The following is a 23,951-nucleotide window of genomic DNA, read 5'->3' on the forward strand; positions in this document are numbered from 1 at the left end:
AAAAAAACAACACCCTCATAACCAAAAGGATAAGAGGGAGTTGTCATCGCTACTAAAGATATTTGCATATCCTTAATTACCTGCCCGGGATAGTTTTGCCCGGTATCCCTGGACAGGGGTCTTCAAAAAAATAAACAAGAACAGTTACTGTTATATTACATGGTCATAAGACCTTTATTCTTTTCAATCAGTGCCATTATGCTCTCTACTGAGGAGGTCGTATTCATTCCGTCTTCAGGCGTATGCTTACAGTAATTGACCAATACCTCCAGACTACTGGTCGCGATGTGCATACGCGAGTCGGAGGAGGCATAATAGATATATACCTTACCGTCTTCATCTGCTATCCAACCGTTGCAAAACAATACATTGCCTACATCCCCAATGATCTCCTCCGCATTAGGAGCCATCAGATAACCGCCCGGTTGATAGATCACCTTGTCTATCTCCTCCAGATCGGTCATAAAAGCATACAGCACATAACGCAAACCGGCAGCCGTATTGCGAACGCCATGCGCAAGATGTAACCAGCCTTCAGGAGTTTTCAAGGGGGATGGTCCCTGGCCATTCTTCATTTCATATATAGTGTGATACCTTCTCGGATTGATAATGCGTTCATCTTCCAATACCGGATAGCTCATATCACTTATGTATCCCAGGCCGATACCCCCTCCTGAACCTGTATCTATAAAGCCGTCCTGTGGTCTGGTATACAAGGCGTATTTACCGTTTATAAATTCCGGATGCAGGGTTACATTTCGCTGCTGGGCGGATCCGCAAATTAGGTTTGGAAGCCTTTCCCATTGTTTGAGATCCCTGCTTCTGATAATTCCGGCCTTCGCCACGGCGGAAACCGTATCATATGGCTGTGCCGAAGGATCCTTACGCTCAGCACAAAAGATACCATATATATAACCGTCTTCATGGGCCACCAGACGCAGGTCGTATGCATTGATGTCTGGTTCGTCGTTTTGTGGTAATACCAGAGGTTTCTCCCAAAACCTGAAATTGTCTATGCCGTTCTCACTTTCAGCGAAAGCGAAGAAAGATTTTCTATCGCTTCCTTCTACCCGCACTGCAAGCAGGTATTTTCCCTTCCATTTTATTGCCCCGGCGTTAAATGCCGCATTCACCCCAATTCGCTCCAAACCAAAGGGGTTGGTTTTCTGGTTCAGATCATATCTCCAGTTAACAGGGATATGATCCGCAGTTATGATGGGATATTGATAACGGGTAATGATCCCATTGGACTCTGGCACAGGCGAATTGGTTCTTCCGACAAGACGTTCGTAGTTCTCGAACAGCTTGTCGTAGTTTTTAATTCTCTTCAATGCGGATGTCTTTGTCATTGTGTTCCTTTAAAGTTGTTCATCCAACGTATTCCACCAGTACTTCTTTAACAGGATGGCACATAGCACGAACAAAGCCAGTGTAATACCCGTATAGAGATACTCCCTTAATATGAGATATATAGGTAGGGCGACTAAAAGGGTTTGAGCTGTAGTACCGATGAAAATGTTGAACATATCTCTTTTGAATGCCTTATTGCTTTTGAATTCCGTATCCTCCCTGAGCACAGCTTCCTTTACGGGCCCCCAGAATCCCCAGGGTCTGGTACGCCGGTAAAATTCTTTTAATACTGAAAGCTCTGTTGGCTTTCCCGCGTAAGTCCCCAGAATACATCCGGCTGTAGTAATGAGTAATAATAAAGGGAAGAGGTAAAGTTCCAGGGTTTCCTTAAAGACCAAAGGGAAAAGAATAGCGGGGATCAATCCGGAGAGCATCCCCCAGAAATAACCTTCTCCGTTAAAACGCCACCAGTGCCATTTCAAAAGGTTAGATACCACATAACCTCCCCATAAGGCGGAGACTATCCATTGGGTGATGGAATTGACGTCCTCAATAAAACATCCCAGTACTATGCTGATCACTACCACCAGAATACCACTGGAATAATTCATCCGTTTTACCTGTTTGGCCGAGGCGTCTTTCCGGTATCTCAAATAGACGTCATTTACCAAATAAGCCTGTGCCGCGTTTAAAGTGCCCGCAAAGGTCGACATAAAGGCCGCCAACAATCCCGCCAGGAGCAGGCCGGTCAGTCCTACGGGAACGAATTCACTAATCGCGGAAGGAAGAATGTTCTCAAAGTCGATCGTACCGTTCCTGTTCAGATCCAGTTTATCGTAAAAGAGAATACCCAGAATGGCAAAACCGCCTATCATTAAATATCTGGTGGGCATTAAGGCAAGCGAAACGAATCCACTCATCTTTGCCGCTTCTTTTGGCGTTTTGGTGGAAAGGATCTTTTGCATATCGTAATTAGGCGCCGGTCCTGCAATACTGGCCAGGATTCCTTTAAAAACCACCAACATGAAAAACAGGCCAAACAACGTATAACCGTCGGAGGCTATTTTCGCGTTTACCTCATTGATAATTCCACTCCAGTCAATATCCAGTTTCCATCCAAAAAAGGGATCCATCCAACCAGCGGGAACATCCAGGGCATTTGTCCCTATCGCCTGCCATGCAATAACAGCAATGGCAACAGCGGAAATGGTCATAATGGTGAACTGCAGCAGATCTGCCCATACAATGCCAGACATCCCACCCAACACCGCGTAGAACACTGCAAAAAGTGTAAAAATTGTTCCGTAAAAATGCGGAACAAATTCCTGTGGAACATGAAAGGGAACATAAGCGCTTATGAGCTCCCATGGGATGAAGATCTCCACGAATTTCCCCAGTCCTATAAAACCGTAAGCCAGGAAACCGAGACAACTTACTATTGCGAAAGCCACAACGATGCTGTGCGATAATTTTCCACCACGGCCCTCCCCAAAACGGAAGAGTATCCATTCTGCCCCGGTAGTTACGTTTGATCTGCGCAACCATGAGGACAGGTAAACCATCAGAAATATTTGATTGAAAACAGGCCATAGCCAGGGTATCCAAATGCTTTTGAGCCCGTAAACAAAAGTCAGGGTTACCAGCCACATGGTTCCGGAAATATCGAACATTCCAGAGGCATTGGATAAGCCAAGCATATACCAGGGTAGAGACTTGCCACCCAACAGGTAGTCATCCTTGCTCCTTTGAGCCCTTTTTCTAAGAATGAGCCCAATCAGGACAGTGGCCAGAAGGTATAACAGTATTATTACAATATCCAGTCCGCTTAGCATACTCTTACCGGAATAAGAAATTCGGAATGACGGAATAACTCAAAATATCTTCAGAATTTTGATGATTTTATTATCTAAATCGGAGAATAGTGGGGATGCTATTGCTAAATCATTAGGATCAAATCTAAAATATTTGTTATCATTGCCATGATATTATTTTATCATTTCAAGAACTAAAAATACCAAGATGTCGATCTAATGGATATTCTCAAAAGGATCCATAGAGAAATTACACCCTTGTCCAGTCAGGACAGTTTTCTGGTCTTTGATCGTGTCAAGGATTTCTTTGACTACCCCGTTCATTTTCACCCCGAATTGGAACTCAACTTTATTTCCAATGGTAAGGGGATCCGGCGAATAGTTGGTGACAGCATCGAAGAAATCAGTGACCTGGAACTGGTTCTGGTTGGTTCAAATCTGTTTCACGGTTGGGAACAGCACGTTTGCACCAGGCGTAACATACATGAGATCACTGTGCAATTTCACAATGATCTTTTCGGTTCTGCTTTCCTGGACCGACGGATCATGAAGCCTCTAAAGGATATGTTCATCAGATCTGCCCATGGTATACTATTTTCAAAGGAGGAAACTGAAATCCTGGCTCCAAGGATATTGAGGGTTTCTAAACTCGGAGGGATAGACTATTTCATCGAGTTGTTTTCCATTCTTTACGACCTGGCCAATTCAAGGAATCAAAGATTGCTTTCTACCACCACCATCCATCTGAATAGTTTTGAGAACAACGACAAGCTCAAAACACTATACGACTATGTTCAGGAGAATTACGCGAATAAGATCACACTTAAAGAAGTGTCCGAAATGATGAACATGAGTAGTGTTTCCTTTAACAGGTTCATCAAAAAAAGAACGGGAAAGACTTTTGTGGAATACCTTAACGATGTCAGGATCGGTTATGCCTCCAGGTGGTTAATAGAACGCGATCTTAGTATTTCGGAGATTGCTTTTCTCTGTGGCTTCAACAGTATCGCTAATTTCAACAGGGTATTTAAGAAAGCCAAAGGAAGGACACCTTCCGTATACAAGCAGGAGTTTTCGGGGATCAAGAGGGTATTGTAAGAAGTTGTCTGTTGTAAGAAGGCCAGCTTCGCAGATTTTATCCATTTACCCACATATTTTTTCAATCTAAGATTAGTCCCAAATTATTCCCTGAAAAAATGTAATTTAAAGCTCTATATACAAAATTCATTTGACTACCAACTAAGCGAATATTATGCAAATAAAAGAGTCAGCAACGGTTTACGATGCTATTATTGTAGGTTCCGGAGCGGGAGGGGGCATGTCTACCAAGGTCCTGGCGGATGCCGGACTTAATGTGGCCGTGGTGGAAGCAGGCCCGTTTTTTGATCCTAAGGACCCCAAACAACAAACACAATTGAAATGGCCCTATGAGTCACCCAGAAGGGGTGCGGGTACCACCCGGGTATTTGGCGAGTGGGATATGGCCTATGGAGGATGGGAGATAGAAGGACAACCCTATACCCACAAGGACGGAACAAAATTCGATTGGTATCGATCACAGATGCTCGGTGGAAGAACCAATCACTGGGGAAGGATTTCACTTCGTTTTGGCCCTAAGGATTTTAAGCATAAGGATGTGGATGGCCTTGGAGATAACTGGCCGATTGGATACGAGGATGTAAAACCTTATTACGACAGGCTCGATAAGCTCATCGGTGTTTTTGGCACCAACGAAGGCTTACCCAATGACCCGGATGGATTTTTCCTGCCGCCACCCAAACCAAGGCTGCACGAATTGTTCTACATAAAAGGTGCGCGAAAATCTAAAATGCCGGTGATCCCATCAAGGATGTCTATGTTGACCAAAAAGATCAACAACGAAAGAGGGGTTTGCTTTTATTGTGGCCAATGCGGCAGGTCTTGCCAGGTTTATGCCGACTTTTCATCCGGTTCCTGCCTGATCTTCCCCGCGCAGAAAAGCAGGGGGCAGGTAGACCTTTATGTGAATTCTATGGTACGGGAAGTTACCACAAACGAAGAAGGTAAAGCGACCGGGGTTTCCTATATTAACCGGGAAGACAGAAAGGAATACAAGCTCAGGGGAAAGGTGGTAATATTGGCAGCATCTGCATGTAGCTCTGCACGTATCCTCCTGAATTCCAAGAGTAAACAGCACCCGAATGGCCTTGGAAATAGCAGTGATCTGGTAGGGAAGTACCTCCATGATTCCACAGGCGCTAGTCGGGCCGGGTTTATTCCGGGTCTTATGAACCGCAAACTCTCTTACAACGAAGATGGTGTTGGCGGAATGCATGTATATACCCCCTGGTGGCTTGATAATAAGAACCTGGATTTCCCCCGCGGTTATCATATCGAGGTCTGGGGAGGAATAGGAATGCCCAACTACGGATTTGGATTCAACCCGAATGAATTCAATAAATTCTTCGGACTGCCTACCGGTGGTTATGGAGAAGGATTGCGGGCCGACGTTAAGAAGTACTACGGATCGGTCATCGGATTCGGAGGAAGGGGAGAAGCAGTGGCCAGAAAGGATAATTACTGCGAAATTGACCCGACCACTGTCGATAAATTTGGAATACCCGTATTGCGTTTCCACTATAAATGGTCTGACTTTGAGCGGAACCAGGCCAAACATATGCAGGCAACCTTTGAAGAACTCATACACAATATGGGCGGAGAAGTGTTGGGAGATACCCCTACCAAAGAGCAGGATTACGGATTACTGGCACCAGGAAAGATCATACACGAGGTTGGAACAACCCGTATGGGAGACGATCCCAAGACCTCTGTTACCAACAAATTCCAGCAGTTACACGATGCGGACAATGTCTTTGTAACTGATGCGGGACCCTTTGTTTCACAGGCAGATAAAAACTGTACCTGGACCATATTGGCGCTCTCAATGCGGGCCTCAGAATATATTGTAGAGCAATTAAAACAACAAAATATCTAGGAGATGGATAGAAGAAAAAGTATAAAGTCAATTATTCTGGGTTCTGTTGCCGGAGGACTGGCGGTTCACGGTTGCAAACCGGAGGGAGCCGCAATTGAAGAAGAAACAGTATCCACCGATGAGAAGTATTTTGGAAGAACCCCTGAAGAACTGGAACTGATAGAGAAGCTTAATGCGGAGCAATTCTTTAACGAACACGAGTTAGAAACAATTGATGTACTCAGTAACTTAATCCTTCCTCCTAATGAGAATGGCGGACCGACGGAAGCAGGTGTTCCTGAGTTTATTGAGTTTATGGCGAAGGATATTCCAGAGTTACAGACTACGCTCAGGGGTGGTCTGATGTGGCTGGACCACAAGAGCAATACGGATTTCGGGACGGAGTTCAAACTCACCGAAGAAGCCAAGCAAAAACAGATACTGGATCCTATTGCCTTTTACGATGCCGAGGTGCCTATGGACGAACAGGCCCTGGAAATACAATTCTTTAGCCTGATGCGTAACCTGACCCTAACCGGTTATTATACCTCAAAGATGGGAATAGAAGACCTTGGTTATAAAGGGAATATGCCCAATGTGTGGGATGGGGTTCCCCAGGATGTACTGGATCAGCATGGGGTGGCCTATGAAGAAGAATGGCTGGCAAAATGCGTGGATCAGAGTAAAAGAGGGGTTATCGCCGAATGGGATGAGAATGGCAATCTTTTAACTTAAATTTTCTTTACTGAAATGAAGCGCAGGGTCATCTGTTTGTTGTTTTTATTAACAGCCTCGGGGCTTTTCGCGCAGGAAATAGGCTTGCAGCTGTATAGCCTGAGAAATGAGTTTAAGAAAGATGTTCCTGGTACTTTCGCGTTGATCAAAGACTGGGGGTTCACCAAGGTAGAGGATGGGAATGACGGTACTCAGGGGTATACCATGCAAGAGTACCTGAAACTGCTCTCAAAGTATAACCTAGAAATCGTAAGTGCCAGCGCATCCTTTGAGGAACTGGAAAAAACACCTGAAACCGCTCTTAAAAGAGCCCAGGCTTATGGTTCTATATATCTGGTTTGTTTTTGGATCCCCCATGAAGGGACCAACTTTACAGCCGAGGATACCAATAAGGCTATAGAAGTATTTAACAAGGCCGGAAAACTGCTTAAGGAAAACGGCATTACTCTTACCTACCACCCACACGGTTATGAATTCCGGCCCCATGGCGATACTTCACTTATGGACCATATGATACGGTCTGCAAAACATTTTGAATTTGAAATGGATGTGTATTGGTTCGCACATGCCGGGGAAGATCCGGTGGAATGGCTCAAACGCTATCCGAATCGTTTCAAACTCATGCATTTAAAGGACTGTAGAAAAGGTGTTAAAGGAAACAACACCGGACAGTCCGATGTAGAGACCAATGTTGTGCTGGGTACAGGACAGATTGATATTGCTGCCGTAGTGGCTGAAGCGAAACGTTTGGGCCTTGAGTATTTGTTTATTGAGGATGAATCCTCCAGGGTAGTAGAACAGGTTCCCGTGAGCCTGGAATTTTTAAAGGGATTGGATTGATTCCTGAATTTGAAAAAACCTAAGCAATTAAAATATGAAAACAAGATCGATAACACTAGTACTGGCCATGGCCATAAGCCTGGGGAATCTCTGTGCCCAGGAAGTAGGATTACAGTTTTACAGCTTGCGAAACCAGTTCAAAAAAGACGTGCCGGGAACTCTTGAATTGATCAATTCCTGGGGAATTACAAAATGTGAGGGTGGGGGCACTTATGGCCTGCCAATGGGGAAGTTTCAGGCCATGCTCAAAAAGAACAATCTGGATGTGGTAAGTGTAGGGGCTTCCTTTGAAGACCTTGCCAAAGACCCGGCTAAAGTTATTGCCAACGCCAAGGCATTCGATGCAAAATTTGTAATGTGCGCCTGGATCCCACACGACGGAGATTCTTTCACTATTGAGGATACCAAAAACGCTACGGAAGTATTTAACAAGGCCGGCAAATTAATGAAAGAGGAAGGCATTACGCTGACATATCACGCCCATGGCTATGAATTCAGGCCTTACGAAGATGGTACCCTATTTGACTACATGGCCAAGAATGCCAAGGATTTCGCATTTGAAATGGACGTATACTGGGTGCACCACGGTGGGGAAGATCCGGTAGGATTGCTGAATAAGTATCCGGAAAAATTTGTGCTGCTTCATCTTAAGGACATGCAGCATGGGGTTAAAGGAAACCATACCGGACACGAAGACGTAGAAACCAATGTGGTACTGGGTACCGGTCAGGTGGATATTGCCGGAGTGGTAAAGCGAGCCAAAGAATTGGGCTATGTAAAATACATGTTCATTGAGGACGAATGTTCCCGCGTGGTTCAGCAGGTTCCTAAGAGTCTGGAATATCTTGAAAGCCTGGAAGAATGATTCCCCTGAGGAAGGCCTTTGCTGCCGCCCTTACGTTATGCTTCCTGATATGTTCTTGCGCGGATTCTGAGAGATCTGAGCCGGAAGAGCTACCTAACATCATCTGGCTTGTTGCCGAAGATCAGTCGCCTCAGTTTTTTCCGATGTATGGAGACAGCACCATCTCCTTACCTAATTTGGAATCTCTTGCGGAGGATGGAGTGGTCTTTACCAATGCCTACAGCCCGGTGCCGGTATGTGCCCCAGCGAGAAGCGCCATAATTACGGGCATGTACCCCACAACTTTGGGGACACATAATATGAGGACCTACGCGCCCTGGCGCGAGATGAATGAACCCAGTATTGGTGTCCCTAACTACTCTCCACAGGTACCGGATGGGGTGAAGATGTTCACCCAATACCTTCGGAAAAAAGGTTACTACTGTACCAATAATGCCAAGGAAGACTACAATTTCAAAAAGCTGATCTCCGCCTGGGATGAAAGCGGGAACAATGCGCATTGGCGTAACAGGACGGATGATTCTCCTTTCTTCTCAGTGTTTAACTTTAATGTTTGCCATGAATCAGGGATCTGGAGGAATGGCGAAAAGGAATTGTATGTTTCCGCCGATGCGGTTCCGGTACCGCCGTATTTTCCGGATACCCCGGTAATCCGGCACGACCTGGCCGTCAACTATAGCAACCTAAAACGCATGGACGAGCAATTGGGGGAGATACTTCAGCAATTAAAAAGTGAAGGCCTTTACGAAAAGAGCATCATCTTTTTTTACGCGGATCACGGCGGACCATTTCCCCGGCACAAAAGAGCGCTTTACGAAACCGGATTAAAGGTTCCTATGGTGATCAAGTTTGCGAATAATGCAGGGAACAGGACCAGGGACGACAGGTTTATCAGTTTTATAGACCTGGCCCCAACCGTGCTGTCATTGGCAGGAATTGAACCTCCAAAGGTCATGCAGGGAAAAGCGCAGTTCGGTCCATATGAATCTTCTGAAAAAGTTGCCTATACCTTTCATTCGTCAGACCGATTTGATGAAATGAGGGACAGGCTTCGTGCAGTTCGCTCCAGGCGGTTTAAATACATCCGGAATTATAATACAGACATAAGTAATGCCCTTCCGGTATCGTACCGGGAACAAATGCCAATGATGCAGGAGCTAATGGCTCTCAATACTGCCGGGAATCTGGATTCAGTGCAATCCCTGTGGTTCAGACTTCCCAAGCCGGAAGAAGAATTATACGACCTTGAGAACGATCCCTATGAATTCAAAAACCTGGCGACTGTAGAAGAATATCAGGACACCTTATTGCATCTAAGGAAGGTGCTGAATAACTGGATTAGTGAAACCAATGATATGGGCAGATACCAGGAACAGGAGCTTATCTCAAGGTGGTTGCCAGGAGGTAAACAACCCAGGCTGTCCGAAGTTACACTCCTGGAACAAGGGGATAGCGTAACCCTGTCCTGTTCAAAACCGGATGCTACTATACTGTGGAGACCAAAGAACGACACCATTTGGAAGATCTATGATCAGGCGCTACCGTTAAATAAGCCTTTTTATGCCAAAGCGGAGCGCATAGGTTACGAAGACAGTGAGATACTGGAATACCAGTAGCTACTAATCCAATTTTTTGAAGAGCAATAGGCGTACGTCGATGGCTTCTGCGCCTGGAATGTCTGAAGCATCAAGTCTAAGCCTTCCACTTGTTTTATCCAGGTTAATCGTGCCCAACACCAGGGGTTTAAAATCTTTGACATAGGATTCTATCCTGGGGTCGCGGTCGTGCTCCATCCCTTTTAAAGGAGGATCGTGTGCTTCTTTGATCTTCTTGCTAACTTGGTTCTCACCCATGGAAAGCGAAATGGTAGCGCCTGTATTTTCAGGTTTGCAGCTGTAATAGAGGGTCACTTCGTATTCGCCGGCACTCAGTACATCCACCTCCCAACTAATAAAATCTGTAGCACTTTTCCAGTTGGTAAAAAAGGAGCAATTGGGATATTTATTACTCCGTTGAATGTTACCATGGCCTTGCCCGTCACGGGCCGGAAGTTGTGTTAGTTCAAAACCGGGATATCCCAGCGTAAAGGGCCTGCTTTCGCTATCCCTGGACGGAGGTGCGGTTTGGGCTAACCATTTTGCCTTGACCAACTTCAGGTTTTCAAAGACCCCAGGATTATCATCGGAAACATCCAGGGTCTGGCCGGGATCCTGCGACATATCGTATAACCGGTCTTCATGATCCAACCGAAATTCCTGGGAGCGTATACTCGTTCTGCCATTCCAGTGGTTGTAAACATAACGCTCATCCCAATTCACATCTTCCTCAAAAATCAAAGGTGCAAGGCTTTTGCCGTCCGGGGGTTCGGCTGTTTTGATATCCAATCCGGCCAGATCGGCCAAAGTGGGCAAAATATCAATAGCACTTGCGATATCCGCTATGCTTTTTCCAGCTGAAATGGAATCCTTCCATTGTATAAAAAATGGTGTGCGGACCCCTCCTTCGTCCGTGGATCCCTTTTTCCCTCTCATGCCTCCGTTCCACCGCCATCCGTTCGGACCGTTATCTGAAAGGTATATCACGATGGTGTTTTCCTCAAGCCCGGCCTGCCTGATCTTTTCCATTAGTCTACCGATATTATAATCGATATTCTCCACCATAGCTAAGGCCGCTCTCGTAAAATTGATATTTTCCCGGGTGCTGTCGCGGTATCTCATGCCCAGTTCTCTGGACTCAAACTTTTTCCAATACTCATCCGGAACCTGCATAGGACTATGAGGGGTATTATAGGGTAAATACAAAAAGAATGGATTTTCACGGTTTTGTTCGATAAAGGACATGCCCTTCTCTGTAAGATCGTCTACAAGGAAACCCTTGCCCTTTACGGGGTGTCCGTTGTGTTCCAGAAAGGGTTCGAAATAGTTGCCCCAGTGCCCTGAGGCAAAACCGTAGAAATCGTCAAACCCCCTGGCATTGGGATGGTAAGGTGGTTGCATGCCGTTGTGCCACTTTCCGTAAGCCGCGGTCGCGTAACCGGAATTCCTGAAAACCTCGGCAATGGTGGTTTCCCCAAGGTTAAGGCGTTCTCCGCCAGCAGAAGTATCGTATATGCCAAGTCTGGTAAAATAACGACCGGTCAGCAGCTCAGCCCGGGTCGGGGAGCATACAGGTTGTACGTAAAAGTTCTCAAAACTCGCCCCATTTTTGGCCAGAGCATCGATATTCGGCGTACTCAGGTTGCTGTTGCCCTGAATGCTGAGGTCTCCCCAGCCCTGATCATCAGCCATGATAAGCACGATGTTTGGTTTTCTATCTACTCTGGCTTCCTGAGTCTGTTGGCATCCCATTTCAGAAGCGATCAGAATACTGAGAAACAGGAGCTTATAAATATGCGTATCAACTTTTTTAAACACCATATTGGGCTCTATTTGTCCGGCTCAAATCCATTGTTGGATATAACATCTTTAAACCATAGCGCGGATTCCTTAGGTATGCGTTCCAGGGTCTCATAGTCTACATAGGTTATCCCAAAGCGCTTGGAATAGCCCAGGGCCCATTCAAAATTGTCCATAAAAGACCAGACAAAATAGCCTTTGAGGTCCACGCCCTGCTCCATAGCCTGGTGGCATGCAGTCAGATAAGACTGCAGATAGTCTTTGCGAACAGGGTCATGTACTTTGCCATCTTCAGGTTTGTCGTCCAGAGCACAGCCGTTTTCTGTGATATAGATCGGAGGATTATCATAACGCTCGCTGATCCACTCCAGCAGTTTTTTACAGCCCCAGGGGAGTATGGCCCAATTCATAGTTGTCAGCTTCCATTCCGGACCAGCGGTAAGCTGTACATACTGATCTTCAAAAATACCCCCGTTGCCATAAACGGCGTTTTGCACTTCCTCACCAGGAGGGACATCGGAGGCATAGAGCCCGGTATAATGATTTAGCCCAAAAAAGTCTGAGGAACCTTTTATGAGTTCTCTGTCTTCTTCGCTGAATTCAGGTAAGCGATCACCAACCCGTTCCCGCATTACTGCAGGGTAATCTCCAAAATAGATCGGATCTGCGAACCAGCCCAGGAAAAATTCAAGCGATCTTTGGGCCGCTTCAACATCAGATGCTTCATCTGTCAGAGGCTCCCGCCAATCGCAATTATTGGTAATCCCAATAACACCTTTTTGGCTTGGCTGATATTTTGTACGGTAATTTGCTACGGCTTTCCCATGGGCCCTTAGCAGATTATGCGCTACGATATACGGCTCTTCCCTGGATTTTCTGCCAGGAGCAAAAACGCCTTCAGCATAACCGAGGATCGAGACGACCCAGGGCTCGTTCAGGGTGATCCAGTGCTTTACCCGGTCTCCGAAATTCGAAAAACAGAGCTCGGCATAAGCTTCAAAGTAATCCGCGATATCCGGGTTGAGCCAGCCGTCTTTCTCAGTGTGCAGGGCCAGTGGCAAGTCCCAATGATACAGCGTTATCCAAGGCGTTATCCCGTATTTTAAGAGTTCGTCTATGAGGTTGTTATAGAAGTGGATACCTTCGGGATTAGGTTTGCCTTGCCCATCTGGCTGTATGCGGCTCCAGGAGATGGAAAAACGGTAAGCTTTTAACCCCAGATCTCCCATCAGCTTAACATCCTCTTTATAGCGGTTGTAGTGATCGCAGGCGATATCAGCATTCTCATTGTTATGGGTCCTGCCCGGAGTATGAGCATGGGCGTCCCAGATGCTCCAGGCACGGCCACCCTGGGTTGCCGCCCCCTCTATCTGATGGCTTGAGGTGGCTGTACCCCAAAGAAAATTGTCGGGAAATTTTATCATTTACAGAAATACATTAAAATGGTAGATAACTAGTCTAAATGCTATAAGCTTTGTGATAGACCGTCTCAAACACGAAATATATTAATAATTTTATGCCTGTGGCAACTCAAAATTATCAGTATATTCATCAAAACAACCATGAACAACATCCGAATTCTTCTTATTCTGCTACTTATTGCAGCCTGTAAAGACCATAAAAGATCACAGATTAACGAAAGCGAAAATATGCCTGAAGCACAGGAAATTAAGGCTCCTTTGCCAGATGATAAACCCGTTCTGAGGTCTTTTGAAGGCCTGGCGGATACTACTTTTGTCAGGCTGGCAGACTTTAGTGAGGATTTCCTCTACGATATGCGTTACGCAACGGAGAACAATTTTCTCAAGGCCAAGGTTTACGACTGCCCGGAATGTTACACCAGGGTGATGACTGCCAAAGCTCTTATAGCTGCTAATAAAGATTTTATGAAAAAGGGGTATAAGATCAAGTTTTTTGATTGCTATCGCCCGAATTCAGTTCAATACAAAATGTGGGAAATTGTACCTAATCCGCAGTACGTAGCGGATCCCGTTAAGGGTTCCATACACAACAAAGGCGGAGCGGTAGATATCACCCTCGCAACCCTTGATGGAGTAGATCTGGATATGGGAACGGATTTTGATTTTTTTGGTAAAAGGGCCTATCACGATAATATGGACCTGCCCCGGGAAATATTGGACAACAGGAAACTATTGAAAGAGGGTATGGAAAGTCATGGTTTCTGGGGAATACGTACGGAATGGTGGCATTACAACTTAACCGCGTCATCTAACCAGAAGATAGCTGATTTCAAATGGGAATGTAAATAATATGAACAAACCAACTTATTTTTTCCTGGCAATGTTGCTGTTTTCAACTGGGATATATGCTCAGGATACCATTATGCCACTTTGGCCTGAAAGCATTCCCAACCGCATTTCGGAAAACGAGAAAGAAGTAAGGGAAAAGGGTGATATCCTTAGGATAAGCAAAGTGCAAATTCCCAGTATTGAAGTATACCTTCCTGCCCCGGCAAACCGCAACGGCCAGGCGGTGCTCATATTTCCAGGAGGTGGCTATCACATCCTGGCTTACGATTGGGAAGGTACCGATATAGCCAAATTTCTCAATTCCAGAGGGATTGCGGGAATAGTGGTGAAGTATCGCTTACCTACTTCCGAAGCGCTGACCGAAAAGCACAAAGTACCTTTACAGGATGCGCAACGCGCCATGAGACTTGTTCGTTCCAGGGCCGCGGAATGGAAAATCGCTACAGACAAGATCGGTATCATGGGATTTTCTGCAGGCGGGCACCTGGCTTCAACACTGGGGACACATTTTAATGAGGACGTTTATAAGGCCAAAGACTCCCTAGACCAGATGAGCGCCAGACCGGATTTTATGACCCTGGTTTATCCGGTGATCACCTTTACCGGTGAGGCTACTCACCAAGGATCTAAAAAGGCCTTAATTGGTGAAAATCCGCCATCGGAACTCGTAGCGCACTATTCCAATGAGTTACAGGTAAGTTCTGAAACTCCGCCGACCTTGCTCATCCATGCGGTGGATGATTTGGGAGTTCCGGTAGAGAACAGTCTGCTATTTTTTGAGGCTTTAAAAGCAAATAAGGTGCCTGCCACCATGCATATTTATCCCAAAGGGGGACACGGGTTTTCATTGGCCCTGAGCGATCCCTATCTGCGAAGCTGGACCGATCGGCTTTTGGAATGGCTGGAAACTATGGACTAAATTATAGGAAATCTTCAGGTAGCGGATGTTTCCAGGGATCCCTGTAAGGGCGCTTTAGTTTTTCAGTGACCTCGGGATCACCTACCACAATTCGCTTTTCAGGGTCGTAGACCACGGGCCGCTTAGCTTCCATGGACAGATTTGCCAGTATACAGCTGGCCGAAGATATATGGCCTTCCAGAATGTCCGCGACAGGTTTTGTGCCCTTGTCAATAGCGGCCAGAAAATCCAACATATGCAGTCTTGTCGCTGGTGCGGCATTTAGTTCTATTCCTTTTTCTTCAAGGTCTTCCGGATATTTTTCTTTTTCGTAAACTACATCCATATGCACGGGTTTTCCATCCCCGTAGGGTACGAAATCGTACTGCATGGTGCTTCCGGAGAGTGTTCCCTTTTCCCCAAACAATTTGAAAGACCAGGGGTATTCCGGATCCGGAGGGTTGCCCCAGCTGCGATGTTGCCATACACAATTGAGCTCTTCGTATTCAAATAGGGCACTTTGGGTATCAGCGATATTTGATTTTCCATCTTTTTGAACGTAAATGCCACCTGTGGAACTGATTCGGTTTGGCCAATCCAGCTTTAGCATCCATCGCACCGTATCCAGCATATGCACGCACATATCGCCCATTATTCCATTGCCGTATTCCATGAAGGTCCTCCACCACCTTTTATGGGGTAAACCGTCATAGGGTCTGAGTGGAGCGGGACCTGTCCACATCTCGTAATCCAGGAATTCCGGAACTTCTTCCAGTGGTGGATTCCCGTTGGCCCTCATGTGGAAATAGCAACACATCTCTACATGCGAAATCTTCCCCAGTAATCCTTTATCAACAATTTCCTCTTTGGCGTGTATCAGGTGAGGGGTGCTTTTGCGCTGGGTACCTACCTGTACCACCCGGTTGTACTTGCGTGCTGCGGCTACCATGGCTTCACCTTCTATGACATCCACGCTAATCGGTTTTTGCACATAGACATGGGCACCAGCCTTTAGCGCATCTATGCACTGCAGGGCGTGCCAGTGATCCGGAGACCCTATCAGCACCAGTTCCAGGCCATTTTCATCCAACATCTTATTGTAATCTGAATATCCCCGGGGTTTCTTTCCTGATCGCTGCCTTTGGGAGACCAGTGTAGCCACTTCATCTACGAACCTGCTGTCCACATCACAAATGGCGATAACTTCAACATTGGCCACCTGTATAAGCTTAAAAAGGTCGCTGGTACCATACCATCCGGCCCCTATGAGTCCCACTCTCCAGGGCTTGTCCCGATGCATCAATTCAAAGCCATACATCCCGAATGAAGAAAGTACAGCTGCGGCGGTGGCTCCTTTTAGAAAATTCCTGCGATTGATGTTAAATGTTTTGGCTTCCATAGATATGTGTTTGTGCGTATTAGAAGGTTAGATGTTGTAATAAATATACCGATAAAATTTATTAAGAAACCCTTTCGCACAGCAGAACAGCTAGTTTTCCCTGCATTATTGTTGTAAAAAAAACATAATGCTCACCTCCATCCCTGATCCTTAACTTTTTTCTCAGGCTGGCAACGGTTTCCGGGAAATTCCTGGTACTGATATTCGCCTTGGAAAGCTTAAGAGCCCTGATCTGTTTTTTGTTGTATGGTAGCACTTTTTTTACACGGAACCTCCTTCCTGGAAATGTGATCAGTTGGTCGGCGGTATAGAGATGTGAATGTTCATGTAGCTTGTTCAACCCGTACTGCACTCCGATGGTCTTAAAGGCACCGGCCTTCAAAATAGCCGCGTTGGGCTCGTAAAGAAATCCGGAAGGCTCAGAATACGTACTGCTGGCAGACTTTTCAGCTGAAATACGAAAGCCAAACAACTCCTCTGCAGACTTTTTAAGGTTAACCGTTTTGATCAATGGTTCTGCAACAAAACCTTTTTGGATCACCCATAACAATTCCCTCAGCTCATTTTCCACAGCCACAACATGAATTTCCCGCACATTTCCGAGCTCTCGCAGTCCGGCAGTGATATCCAGCAGGGGAGAGGTTTTGATGAGAACATTCTCTGAAACTTCCATTAGGAAATCCAGATGTTGGGTGACATCCGGCAGGCAATCGGAAAGCAAGAAAACCTTTCCTTTTAGCTCGTCTCTTCGAGCAGGGTCCAGGAAGATCCAGTCAAAAGTCCGTTTAGAATTCCGAAGATATTCCAGGCCATCAGCGGGACGTGTTTTGATGTTTTTAGCACCCAATACACCAAAGTTGTGGGCGGCAATTTCAGAGAGATCGGGGTTGATCTCGCAGTGTTCAACTTCTGATATTTTAAGGCTGAAGAAATAACTGTCAACACCAAAGCCTCCGGTAAGATCTATCAGGGAGTTTCCATTCGGAATCCGGGATTTATACTCAGCAGTTAACTGTGAAGAGGTTTGCTCTAACTGAAGCCGGGTAGGGTAGTACACTCCAGGGGTATTGAACCAGACAGGCAACTTGTTCTGGCTTTTTTTTCTCCCTTCTATCTGTTGGGCAAGTTCCTTTTGAGAAATCCCTTCGAAAAGGGGCTTTTTTAGTAAAACTGACAGGATGTCAGTGTTCAAATTTTTGGCTATAAAATCCTGTACACCAGTATTTAATATCTCCTTATTCAAAGTAAAATTATAAATCTTTTGTAAGTCGACTTACAATTTTATTTTCGGCCAGAAATTCCTTCAGAATGACCTTTATCGCGGTATATCCCGGCACCGCGACGATCATTCCGACCACCCCGAAAAGCAGACCGGCGATGATGATGACCAGGAAGATCTCCAGTGGATGGGATTTAACGCTATTGGAAAAAATAAAAGGCTGAGAGAAGAAATTGTCAACCAGCTGACCAATGACCAAACCGATGAGGACCCATCCTGTTTTAGGGAGAATTACTGTGCTAAAATCGAAGCCTAAAAAACTGGTCATAGTAAGGAAGATCATCAGTACTCCACCTATTATCGGACCCACATAGGGAATGATATTAAAAAGGGCGCAAAGGAAGGCAACGACAACAGCGTTCTCCACACCCACAAGCAGCAATGTGATCGTATAGATCACAAAAAGTACCAGGATCTGTAGCAGGAGACCAACGAAATAACGAGAGAGCAAACCGTTGATCTTGTCTATGGATTTCACCGTACCACCTTCCTTGTCATTTGGTACAAATGTCAGCAAACCACGCTGGAACAGTTTACTGTCTTTGAGAAAGAAGAAAGAGATAAAGAGTACTGAAAATAAACCTATGCTCACGGAACTCAGTATGCCCACAAAGGAATTGAGGATGTTGGGAATAAAACCAATATCCAGACCTTGCAGTACACTTTTTTCCAGTTCTGACTCCCGGATGATCTCGTTTACGGCTTCAGGTGAAGCTCCCAGATAGGTAAGGATCTCCTGGTAAAGTGTATTGAAGTTTCTCTGAAGATCGTCTATGTTCAGGAGCGAAAGGTTTTTTCCCTGCTCTGTGATCAGCGGAACAAAAAGGGCAATGATCCCTGCCAGCACTCCTACCATGACCAGCATGGCGATTACAACGGCCAGAGTGTTAGGAAACTTGAGTTTCCTCCTGAGAAATAATACAATGGGTCTGCCTAAGAGCGCGACCACAGCGGCCAATGCCAGGTAAGCCAAAACAGATCGTATGGCATATAAGAAATAAAGGATCAGGGTTATACCGACAAGAATACCGACAGCCCTGAGTATACCTTGGGAGATTTGCCTGGGGGTCATGCGTTAGTTTTTAAATGCGTATTGTATAATATTGGCGCCCATCTGCAGCGCTTTTTGCCGGACTTCTTCCGGATCATTGTGCACTTCAGGGTCTTCCCAGCCATCCCCCAGATCACTTTCGAAAGTAAACAACAAAATCAGTCTGTTTTGGTGAAAAATACCCATGGCCTGCGGCCGTTTCCCGTCGTGCTCGTGAATTTTTGGCAAACCATCCGGGAAGTCGAACTGCTGTGAGAAAATGGGATGATCTGAGCCGAGTTCCTGAAGTTCCTTGTCGGGAAATACTTTAGGGAGTTCTTTTCTCAGGTAAGGCTCCATGCCGTAGTTGTCATCGATATGCAGAAATCCCCCTGAAAGCAAGTAAGTCCGTAGATTTTCGGCCTCTTCATCCGAAAAGAAAATATTCCCGTGCCCGGTCATGTGAACGAAAGGATACTGGAATATGTCCGTGCTACCCACATCCACGGTCTGAGGTTTTGGCGAAATGGTAGTTCCTATAGTTTCGTTGCAAAATTGGATCAGATTAGGAAGGGCGGTAGGATTGGAATACCAATCTCCACCTCCGCCGTATTTCAGTACCCCTATTTCCTGTCCGTTTAAGAGGGAAAATGAAAAAAGAATAAGTAATAGGGTAAGTTGCCTCATATGTTTTCGACCCATTGATTGTATCAAATGTAGCAAATTAAGCGATGAAAAGGACGATTGTATTTACAATAGTATTAGTAGCCCTGATAACTGTGGCATTCACAAGTATAAGTGCTGATAAGACGGAAGCTGTATCGGATAACGATAGGATTGAAGGTAGCTATGAACCCATAGTGGTCCTGGAGCTTTTTACCTCACAGGGTTGCTCAAGCTGCCCATCAGCAGATGCGCTTCTGAAACGCGTAAAGCAAGAAGGAAACGACAGGGTTTTCACCTTGTCTTATCACGTGGATTATTGGAATTATATCGGATGGGAGGATCCCTTCAGCAAGCCGCGCTTTGCCAAAAAGCAGGGGATATATAATCATAAATTCAGGAATAGGAGCAATTACACCCCACAGTTGGTGGTTAACGGTATGGAACACTTTGTAGGTTCCAATAGTTCCAGAATGAATGCTGCCCTTAAGGACTATGGCAAAAAGAAAGCAGCGAATAAGATCAGCCTGAGCCATATCAATGCGGAAAAGCGCAAGGTAAAACTGAATTATGAGGTTCTGGGGGATACCACGGACAAAATGCTCAGGATATTGTTGGTTTTGGATGAACGCACTACTCATATAAAAAGAGGAGAAAACCGCAACCGCACGCTTACTAATAGCAATATTGTAGTAGGAGAGCAGTTCGCTGAACTCACTGATAGTAGTGGAAGCATCACAATGCCTGTCCCCGATCTGGTAAAGCCGGGAGAAAAACTTGAACTAATTGTTTTGGTAGAAAGCGATACATACGATATAACCGCGGCGGCTAAAAGCGAGCTTAAAGGTTAATTGCGAATTTGTTGTTTAGTTATTCCGCATTTTTCCTATGGATCGGAGGGTGCGGAATTTTTTGGTCCTTTAACGACTGTTTACCAGAGAAACAGTAGTACAGGCTACCAGGGCCGCAGTCTCCGTCCTTAGCCGGTGCTCTCCAAGGGAAACCGGGTAGAAACCGTTCTCATACGCCAGGTCAATTTCCTGTCGGCTAAAATCACCTTCAGGGCCTATAAGGACGGTTACGTCTTTATCCGGCGCAACTCTTCTTCTGAGATCCAGCTTTTCATCTTCTTCACAATGCGCTATAAAACAAAGCCCTTCATGCTGTTTTGCAATGAATTCACTAAAGGGAATTGCCGGGTTCAGTTTGGGTAAATAGGTCCTGAGGGATTGCTTCATCGCCGACTGCATTACCCTTTCAAGCCTTTCAGGTTTAATAGATCTTCTTTCAGACCTTTCGCAGATCACCGGAGTAATTTCATTAACCCCTATCTCTGTGGCTTTTTCAAGGAACCATTCAAACCGATCATTGGTCTTTGTAGGAGCCACCGCCAGGTGTAGCCAGTGCATTTTGCGATGTTTTTTCTGGGTGTCCTTTATGGCTGCCTTGCACTGTTTGGGGTCTGCCTGAATAATTTCCGCTGTGAAGAGATAGCCCTCCCCATTGGTGATACTGAGTTCATCACCGACCGTTTTGCGCAATACCTTGACTATGTGTTTGCTTTCCTCCGGCCCAAAGGAAAATTGGGAAACGCTCTGATCTAATCTGGGATTGTAAAAGAGTTGCATAAAAGATCCTTTTTCTAAAAATATTAAATTAAGCGGGACGAGGGGCTAACTTCTCCCAGATCTGAAAGTTTCCGTCGCGCAATACCATCTGAAATCCGATTTCCTTGAGTATTCCTTCGCATTCCAGGGCCTCTTCCTCAGAAAGAATATTTGCGAAGGGGTGTACTTCGTAAAATATTAATTTGAATTTACTCAGGTCTTCGCGCTCCGATCTGAAAAGGTCTAACTCTCCACCTTCGATATCCATGATCAGGGTGTCAAAATTGAGACTGTATTTTTCTTCGATCTCCGGGATGCTTACCCCTTCAATTTCCAGGCGTTTTGCGGTTTTTCGTTTTGTACTGCCTCCTACGATCAGGTCATGGATGAAAAATTCGTTCTGCTTCTGCTTCGAAATTATGGCATTTTCTATATGGAATCCACATTCATTTACCTCCTTGTTTTTACGGATCCATTCGATGAGTGCCGGATTTGCTTCCAGAACAACTTGTGCCTGCTTATCTGCAAGGATCTTGTTGGTGAGACATGAAACATAGCCGAGACAAGATCCCAGTTCAAGGACCGTAGCATTTTGTGGGAGGTATTTGGCCAGGTAAGTAGCCTCTTCTTTTTCGTATTTATTAAGCATAAACCGACCCCTGAAGGGGACATCCGTGAGTTCAAATGGAATGTGGATGGACAGGCCGTTCTTCTGAAAGACCTTTTTGAATAAACTAAAATAAACTCCGGCTAGATATTGCCTGGGGTTCCTGAGAAAAGACTTTATCGCACTCATTCAGGTTTTTGGGTTATTTGCGGAGGGCATGTTCCGCGTGTTCTATTCCTAACTCCAGCCAGGATTGTAATTGTTCCTCTGTTCGGTAACCCTCCCCGGACACGAAAACGAATTCTTTCATTGGGCGATTAGTAAAATCCATTGGGCGGACGTGTTCCCGGGCCAGTACTTCCTCCATTTTTCCCGAAACTACCCGGCACATCAGCTCGTCCTTAACCACACCAACAGTCATCTTGCCTTTGTAGAGAAAGGCAAGGCCCCCAAACATTTTTTTCTTGGTTATGGATTCCGCCACTTCTTTTGGAAGCCATGTGATCGCTTGGCTCAGGCGGTATTCGAGATCTTCGTTGTAGGGCATACCAATTATCTTAAGGCCAAAGGTAAGGATAAATTTAGCTCACGGAAAAATGATCTAATGTAGCAATATGGAAAGGTAAAATTGTGAAACTGTAAAGCTGTGAAATTGTGAAAAACTAACGGTCTGGCCATCTAATGGTCTACCCGTCTAACTATCTAATGTAACAATGCATTAATGTAGCAATGTAAAACTGTGAAACTGTAAAATTGTGAAACTGTGAAATAGGAGAGATAGACGGTTAGATTGTTAGACTATTAGATCGTTGGATGCTTAGAAGGTTTGATTATTAGACGCTTATCTGGCTAGTTGGTAATCTGTTCACTCCCGATAGCTATCGGGACTATTTACTTCATGATTAGGTCTCGACTCCCCGTCCGTACCGGCGCGGGCGGACGCTCGACCAGACAGTATTGCCAACTGCCTACCGCCAACTGCCAACTGATTGCTTCCTTCGTAGCCTTGGCGAAGAAGGGATCAACCAATAACATACCTGGCCCTTGCAGTTATGCTTTGATCCGAGAAATCTCCCATACGGTATTTGAGATATCCTACAATCCCTATCATAGCGGCATTATCCGTACAGTACTCAAATTTTGGGATATACGTTTTCCAACCGTAATCCTCTTCAGCCTCTTGAAGTGCTTTCCGAATTCCGGAATTTGCTGAAACCCCGCCGCCAATGGCCACCTGGGTAATTCCGGTCTGCTTGACCGCTGCTTTGAGCTTGTCCATAAGAATGTTTACAATGGTCTTCTGAATGGAGGCACAGATATCGTTCAAATGCGTTTCAACAAAATCGGGGTCCTTCTTACGTTCTCGTTGAATGAAATAAAGTACGCTTGTCTTTAGACCACTGAAACTAAAATTCAAGCCCTCTACTTTGGGTTTGGGAAACTGAAAAGCGTCCGGATTACCTAGTCTGGCGTATTTGTCTACCAGCGGACCACCGGGGTAGGGCAGGCCCAGAATTTTGGCACTTTTGTCAAATGCTTCCCCAACGGCATCGTCCAGTGTTTCACCTAATACCTCCATATCCAGGTAATCCTTTACCAGCACTACCTGGGTATGGCCGCCGCTAATAGTAAGGGCCAAAAAGGGAAAGCTGGGGCTTTCGCTGCCTTCTTCCTCGATAAAATGAGCCAGTATATGCGCCTGCATATGGTTTACTTCAATAAGCGGGATTTGCAATCCGAGAGCCATGGATTTTGCAAAGGAGGTGCCCACAAGCAGTGAACCCATCAGGCCTGGTCCTCTGGTAAAGGCTATGGCGGATAATTGTTTTTTATCGATATTTGCCTTGTCAAGAGCTTGGTGTACCACAGGAACGATATTTTGTTGATGCGCACGGGAGGCCAATTCCGGAACTACTCCTCCGTATTCTTCATGAATTTTCTGAGTGGCCACTACATTGCTCAGTCTGGTGGTATTGCACATCACTGCGGCTGAGGTATCATCGCAGGAGGATTCTATGGCAAGAATGTAAATATTTTCTTTTTTCACCTGGGTTTGGAACAGATATTGGATGGACAAAGGTAAAACATAACACCCTATCAAAAAACTTCGAAAAATACTGATAAGGATCTTCCTGGCCATTTTACTCATCTGTGTACTGGGAACCGTTGTATTATCGCTTCCGGTAGTACAAACCAGTTTTGCGAATTACGCCACTAAATCCATCAACGAAGAGTTTGGGACCAATATC

Annotated in this window: 21 protein-coding genes; 9 read left to right on the forward strand and 12 right to left on the reverse strand. The window is 45.5% G+C overall.

Going from position 1 to position 23,951, the window contains the following annotated elements; translation table 11 throughout:
- Positions 1–155 precede the first annotated feature (155 nt).
- Both GTQ38_RS09930 and GTQ38_RS09935 read right to left on the reverse strand, forming a co-directional pair.
- Positions 156–1,331, reverse strand: coding sequence for a glycoside hydrolase family 130 protein (locus tag GTQ38_RS09930; RefSeq protein WP_238857893.1), 1,176 nt, complete (start codon positions 1,329–1,331; stop codon positions 156–158).
- Between the two features lie 27 nt (positions 1,332–1,358).
- A complete protein-coding gene (locus tag GTQ38_RS09935; protein WP_161435357.1) occupies positions 1,359–3,182 on the reverse strand; it encodes a sodium:solute symporter family protein in 1,824 nt (607 codons plus the stop codon).
- A gap of 198 nt (positions 3,183–3,380) precedes the next feature.
- Here GTQ38_RS09935 and GTQ38_RS09940 point away from each other — a divergent pair, with 198 nt between their 5' ends.
- From GTQ38_RS09940 to GTQ38_RS09965, 6 genes are all read left to right on the forward strand, one after another.
- Positions 3,381–4,259, forward strand: coding sequence for a helix-turn-helix domain-containing protein (locus GTQ38_RS09940; RefSeq protein WP_161435358.1), 879 nt, complete (start codon positions 3,381–3,383; stop codon positions 4,257–4,259).
- 154 nt (positions 4,260–4,413) lie between these two features.
- Entirely contained in the window at positions 4,414–6,135 is a 1,722-nt protein-coding gene (locus GTQ38_RS09945) for a GMC family oxidoreductase (RefSeq protein ID WP_161435359.1), read from the forward strand.
- Between the two features lie 3 nt (positions 6,136–6,138).
- The gene (locus GTQ38_RS09950) at positions 6,139–6,849 is read left to right on the forward strand and encodes a gluconate 2-dehydrogenase subunit 3 family protein (protein WP_161435360.1); all 711 of its coding nucleotides are present in this window, start codon (positions 6,139–6,141) and stop codon (positions 6,847–6,849) included.
- A 15-nt stretch (positions 6,850–6,864) separates the two neighbouring features.
- The gene (locus tag GTQ38_RS09955) at positions 6,865–7,689 is read left to right on the forward strand and encodes a sugar phosphate isomerase/epimerase family protein (protein WP_161435361.1); all 825 of its coding nucleotides are present in this window, start codon (positions 6,865–6,867) and stop codon (positions 7,687–7,689) included.
- Between the two features lie 34 nt (positions 7,690–7,723).
- Positions 7,724–8,554, forward strand: coding sequence for a sugar phosphate isomerase/epimerase family protein (locus GTQ38_RS09960; protein ID WP_161435362.1), 831 nt, complete (start codon positions 7,724–7,726; stop codon positions 8,552–8,554).
- The gene (locus GTQ38_RS09965) at positions 8,551–10,170 is read left to right on the forward strand and encodes a sulfatase family protein (protein ID WP_161435363.1); all 1,620 of its coding nucleotides are present in this window, start codon (positions 8,551–8,553) and stop codon (positions 10,168–10,170) included. Before GTQ38_RS09960 ends, GTQ38_RS09965 begins: the two co-directional genes overlap by 4 nt.
- A gap of 3 nt (positions 10,171–10,173) precedes the next feature.
- On the opposite strand, the gene GTQ38_RS09970 is transcribed toward GTQ38_RS09965, so the two are convergent.
- A complete protein-coding gene (locus tag GTQ38_RS09970; RefSeq protein ID WP_161435364.1) occupies positions 10,174–11,970 on the reverse strand; it encodes an arylsulfatase in 1,797 nt (598 codons plus the stop codon).
- Between the two features lie 8 nt (positions 11,971–11,978).
- Positions 11,979–13,373, reverse strand: coding sequence for a GH1 family beta-glucosidase (locus GTQ38_RS09975; protein WP_161435365.1), 1,395 nt, complete (start codon positions 13,371–13,373; stop codon positions 11,979–11,981).
- 138 nt (positions 13,374–13,511) lie between these two features.
- Between GTQ38_RS09975 and GTQ38_RS09980 the strand changes: the two genes are divergently transcribed.
- Positions 13,512–14,219 (forward strand): M15 family metallopeptidase, encoded by a 708-nt coding sequence (locus tag GTQ38_RS09980; protein ID WP_161435366.1) that lies wholly within the window; start codon positions 13,512–13,514, stop codon positions 14,217–14,219.
- 1 nt (position 14,220) lies between these two features.
- On the forward strand, positions 14,221–15,138 hold the full coding sequence (locus GTQ38_RS09985; RefSeq protein WP_161435367.1) for an alpha/beta hydrolase: 918 nt from the start codon (positions 14,221–14,223) through the stop codon (positions 15,136–15,138).
- A gap of 1 nt (position 15,139) precedes the next feature.
- Here GTQ38_RS09985 and GTQ38_RS09990 read toward each other — a convergent pair whose 3' ends face one another.
- The 4 genes from GTQ38_RS09990 to GTQ38_RS10005 all read right to left on the reverse strand — a co-directional run bounded on the left by GTQ38_RS09990 (position 15,140) and on the right by GTQ38_RS10005 (position 19,512).
- Positions 15,140–16,516: a Gfo/Idh/MocA family oxidoreductase gene (locus tag GTQ38_RS09990; RefSeq protein WP_161435368.1), complete on the reverse strand. Its 1,377-nt coding sequence runs from the start codon at positions 16,514–16,516 to the stop codon at positions 15,140–15,142.
- A 61-nt stretch (positions 16,517–16,577) separates the two neighbouring features.
- Positions 16,578–17,708 (reverse strand): class I SAM-dependent methyltransferase, encoded by a 1,131-nt coding sequence (locus GTQ38_RS09995; RefSeq protein WP_317169062.1) that lies wholly within the window; start codon positions 17,706–17,708, stop codon positions 16,578–16,580.
- Between the two features lie 58 nt (positions 17,709–17,766).
- The gene (locus GTQ38_RS10000) at positions 17,767–18,867 is read right to left on the reverse strand and encodes an AI-2E family transporter (RefSeq protein WP_161435370.1); all 1,101 of its coding nucleotides are present in this window, start codon (positions 18,865–18,867) and stop codon (positions 17,767–17,769) included.
- A 3-nt stretch (positions 18,868–18,870) separates the two neighbouring features.
- A complete protein-coding gene (locus GTQ38_RS10005) occupies positions 18,871–19,512 on the reverse strand; it encodes a DUF4159 domain-containing protein (protein ID WP_161435371.1) in 642 nt (213 codons plus the stop codon).
- A 44-nt stretch (positions 19,513–19,556) separates the two neighbouring features.
- Here GTQ38_RS10005 and GTQ38_RS10010 point away from each other — a divergent pair, with 44 nt between their 5' ends.
- A complete protein-coding gene (locus GTQ38_RS10010; RefSeq protein ID WP_161435372.1) occupies positions 19,557–20,339 on the forward strand; it encodes a DUF1223 domain-containing protein in 783 nt (260 codons plus the stop codon).
- A 69-nt stretch (positions 20,340–20,408) separates the two neighbouring features.
- On the opposite strand, the gene GTQ38_RS10015 is transcribed toward GTQ38_RS10010, so the two are convergent.
- From GTQ38_RS10015 to tsaD, 4 genes are all read right to left on the reverse strand, one after another.
- Positions 20,409–21,116, reverse strand: a complete 708-nt coding sequence (locus GTQ38_RS10015) for a 16S rRNA (uracil(1498)-N(3))-methyltransferase (RefSeq protein ID WP_161435373.1) — start codon at positions 21,114–21,116, stop codon at positions 20,409–20,411.
- Positions 21,117–21,144: 28 nt separating this feature from the next.
- Positions 21,145–21,891, reverse strand: a complete 747-nt coding sequence (locus tag GTQ38_RS10020; RefSeq protein ID WP_161435374.1) for an FkbM family methyltransferase — start codon at positions 21,889–21,891, stop codon at positions 21,145–21,147.
- 13 nt (positions 21,892–21,904) lie between these two features.
- Positions 21,905–22,249 carry a TfoX/Sxy family protein gene (locus tag GTQ38_RS10025; protein ID WP_161435375.1) on the reverse strand — a complete coding sequence of 115 codons (345 nt, stop codon included), beginning with the start codon at positions 22,247–22,249 and terminating at the stop codon, positions 21,905–21,907.
- Between the two features lie 474 nt (positions 22,250–22,723).
- Complete coding sequence (gene tsaD, locus GTQ38_RS10030) at positions 22,724–23,749, reverse strand: tRNA (adenosine(37)-N6)-threonylcarbamoyltransferase complex transferase subunit TsaD (RefSeq protein ID WP_317169063.1); 1,026 nt, start codon at positions 23,747–23,749, stop codon at positions 22,724–22,726.
- Positions 23,750–23,951: the final 202 nt, after the last annotated feature.

Source organism: Poritiphilus flavus (genome assembly GCF_009901585.1).
In the GTDB taxonomy this organism is placed as follows: Bacteria; Bacteroidota; Bacteroidia; order Flavobacteriales; family Flavobacteriaceae; genus Poritiphilus; species Poritiphilus flavus.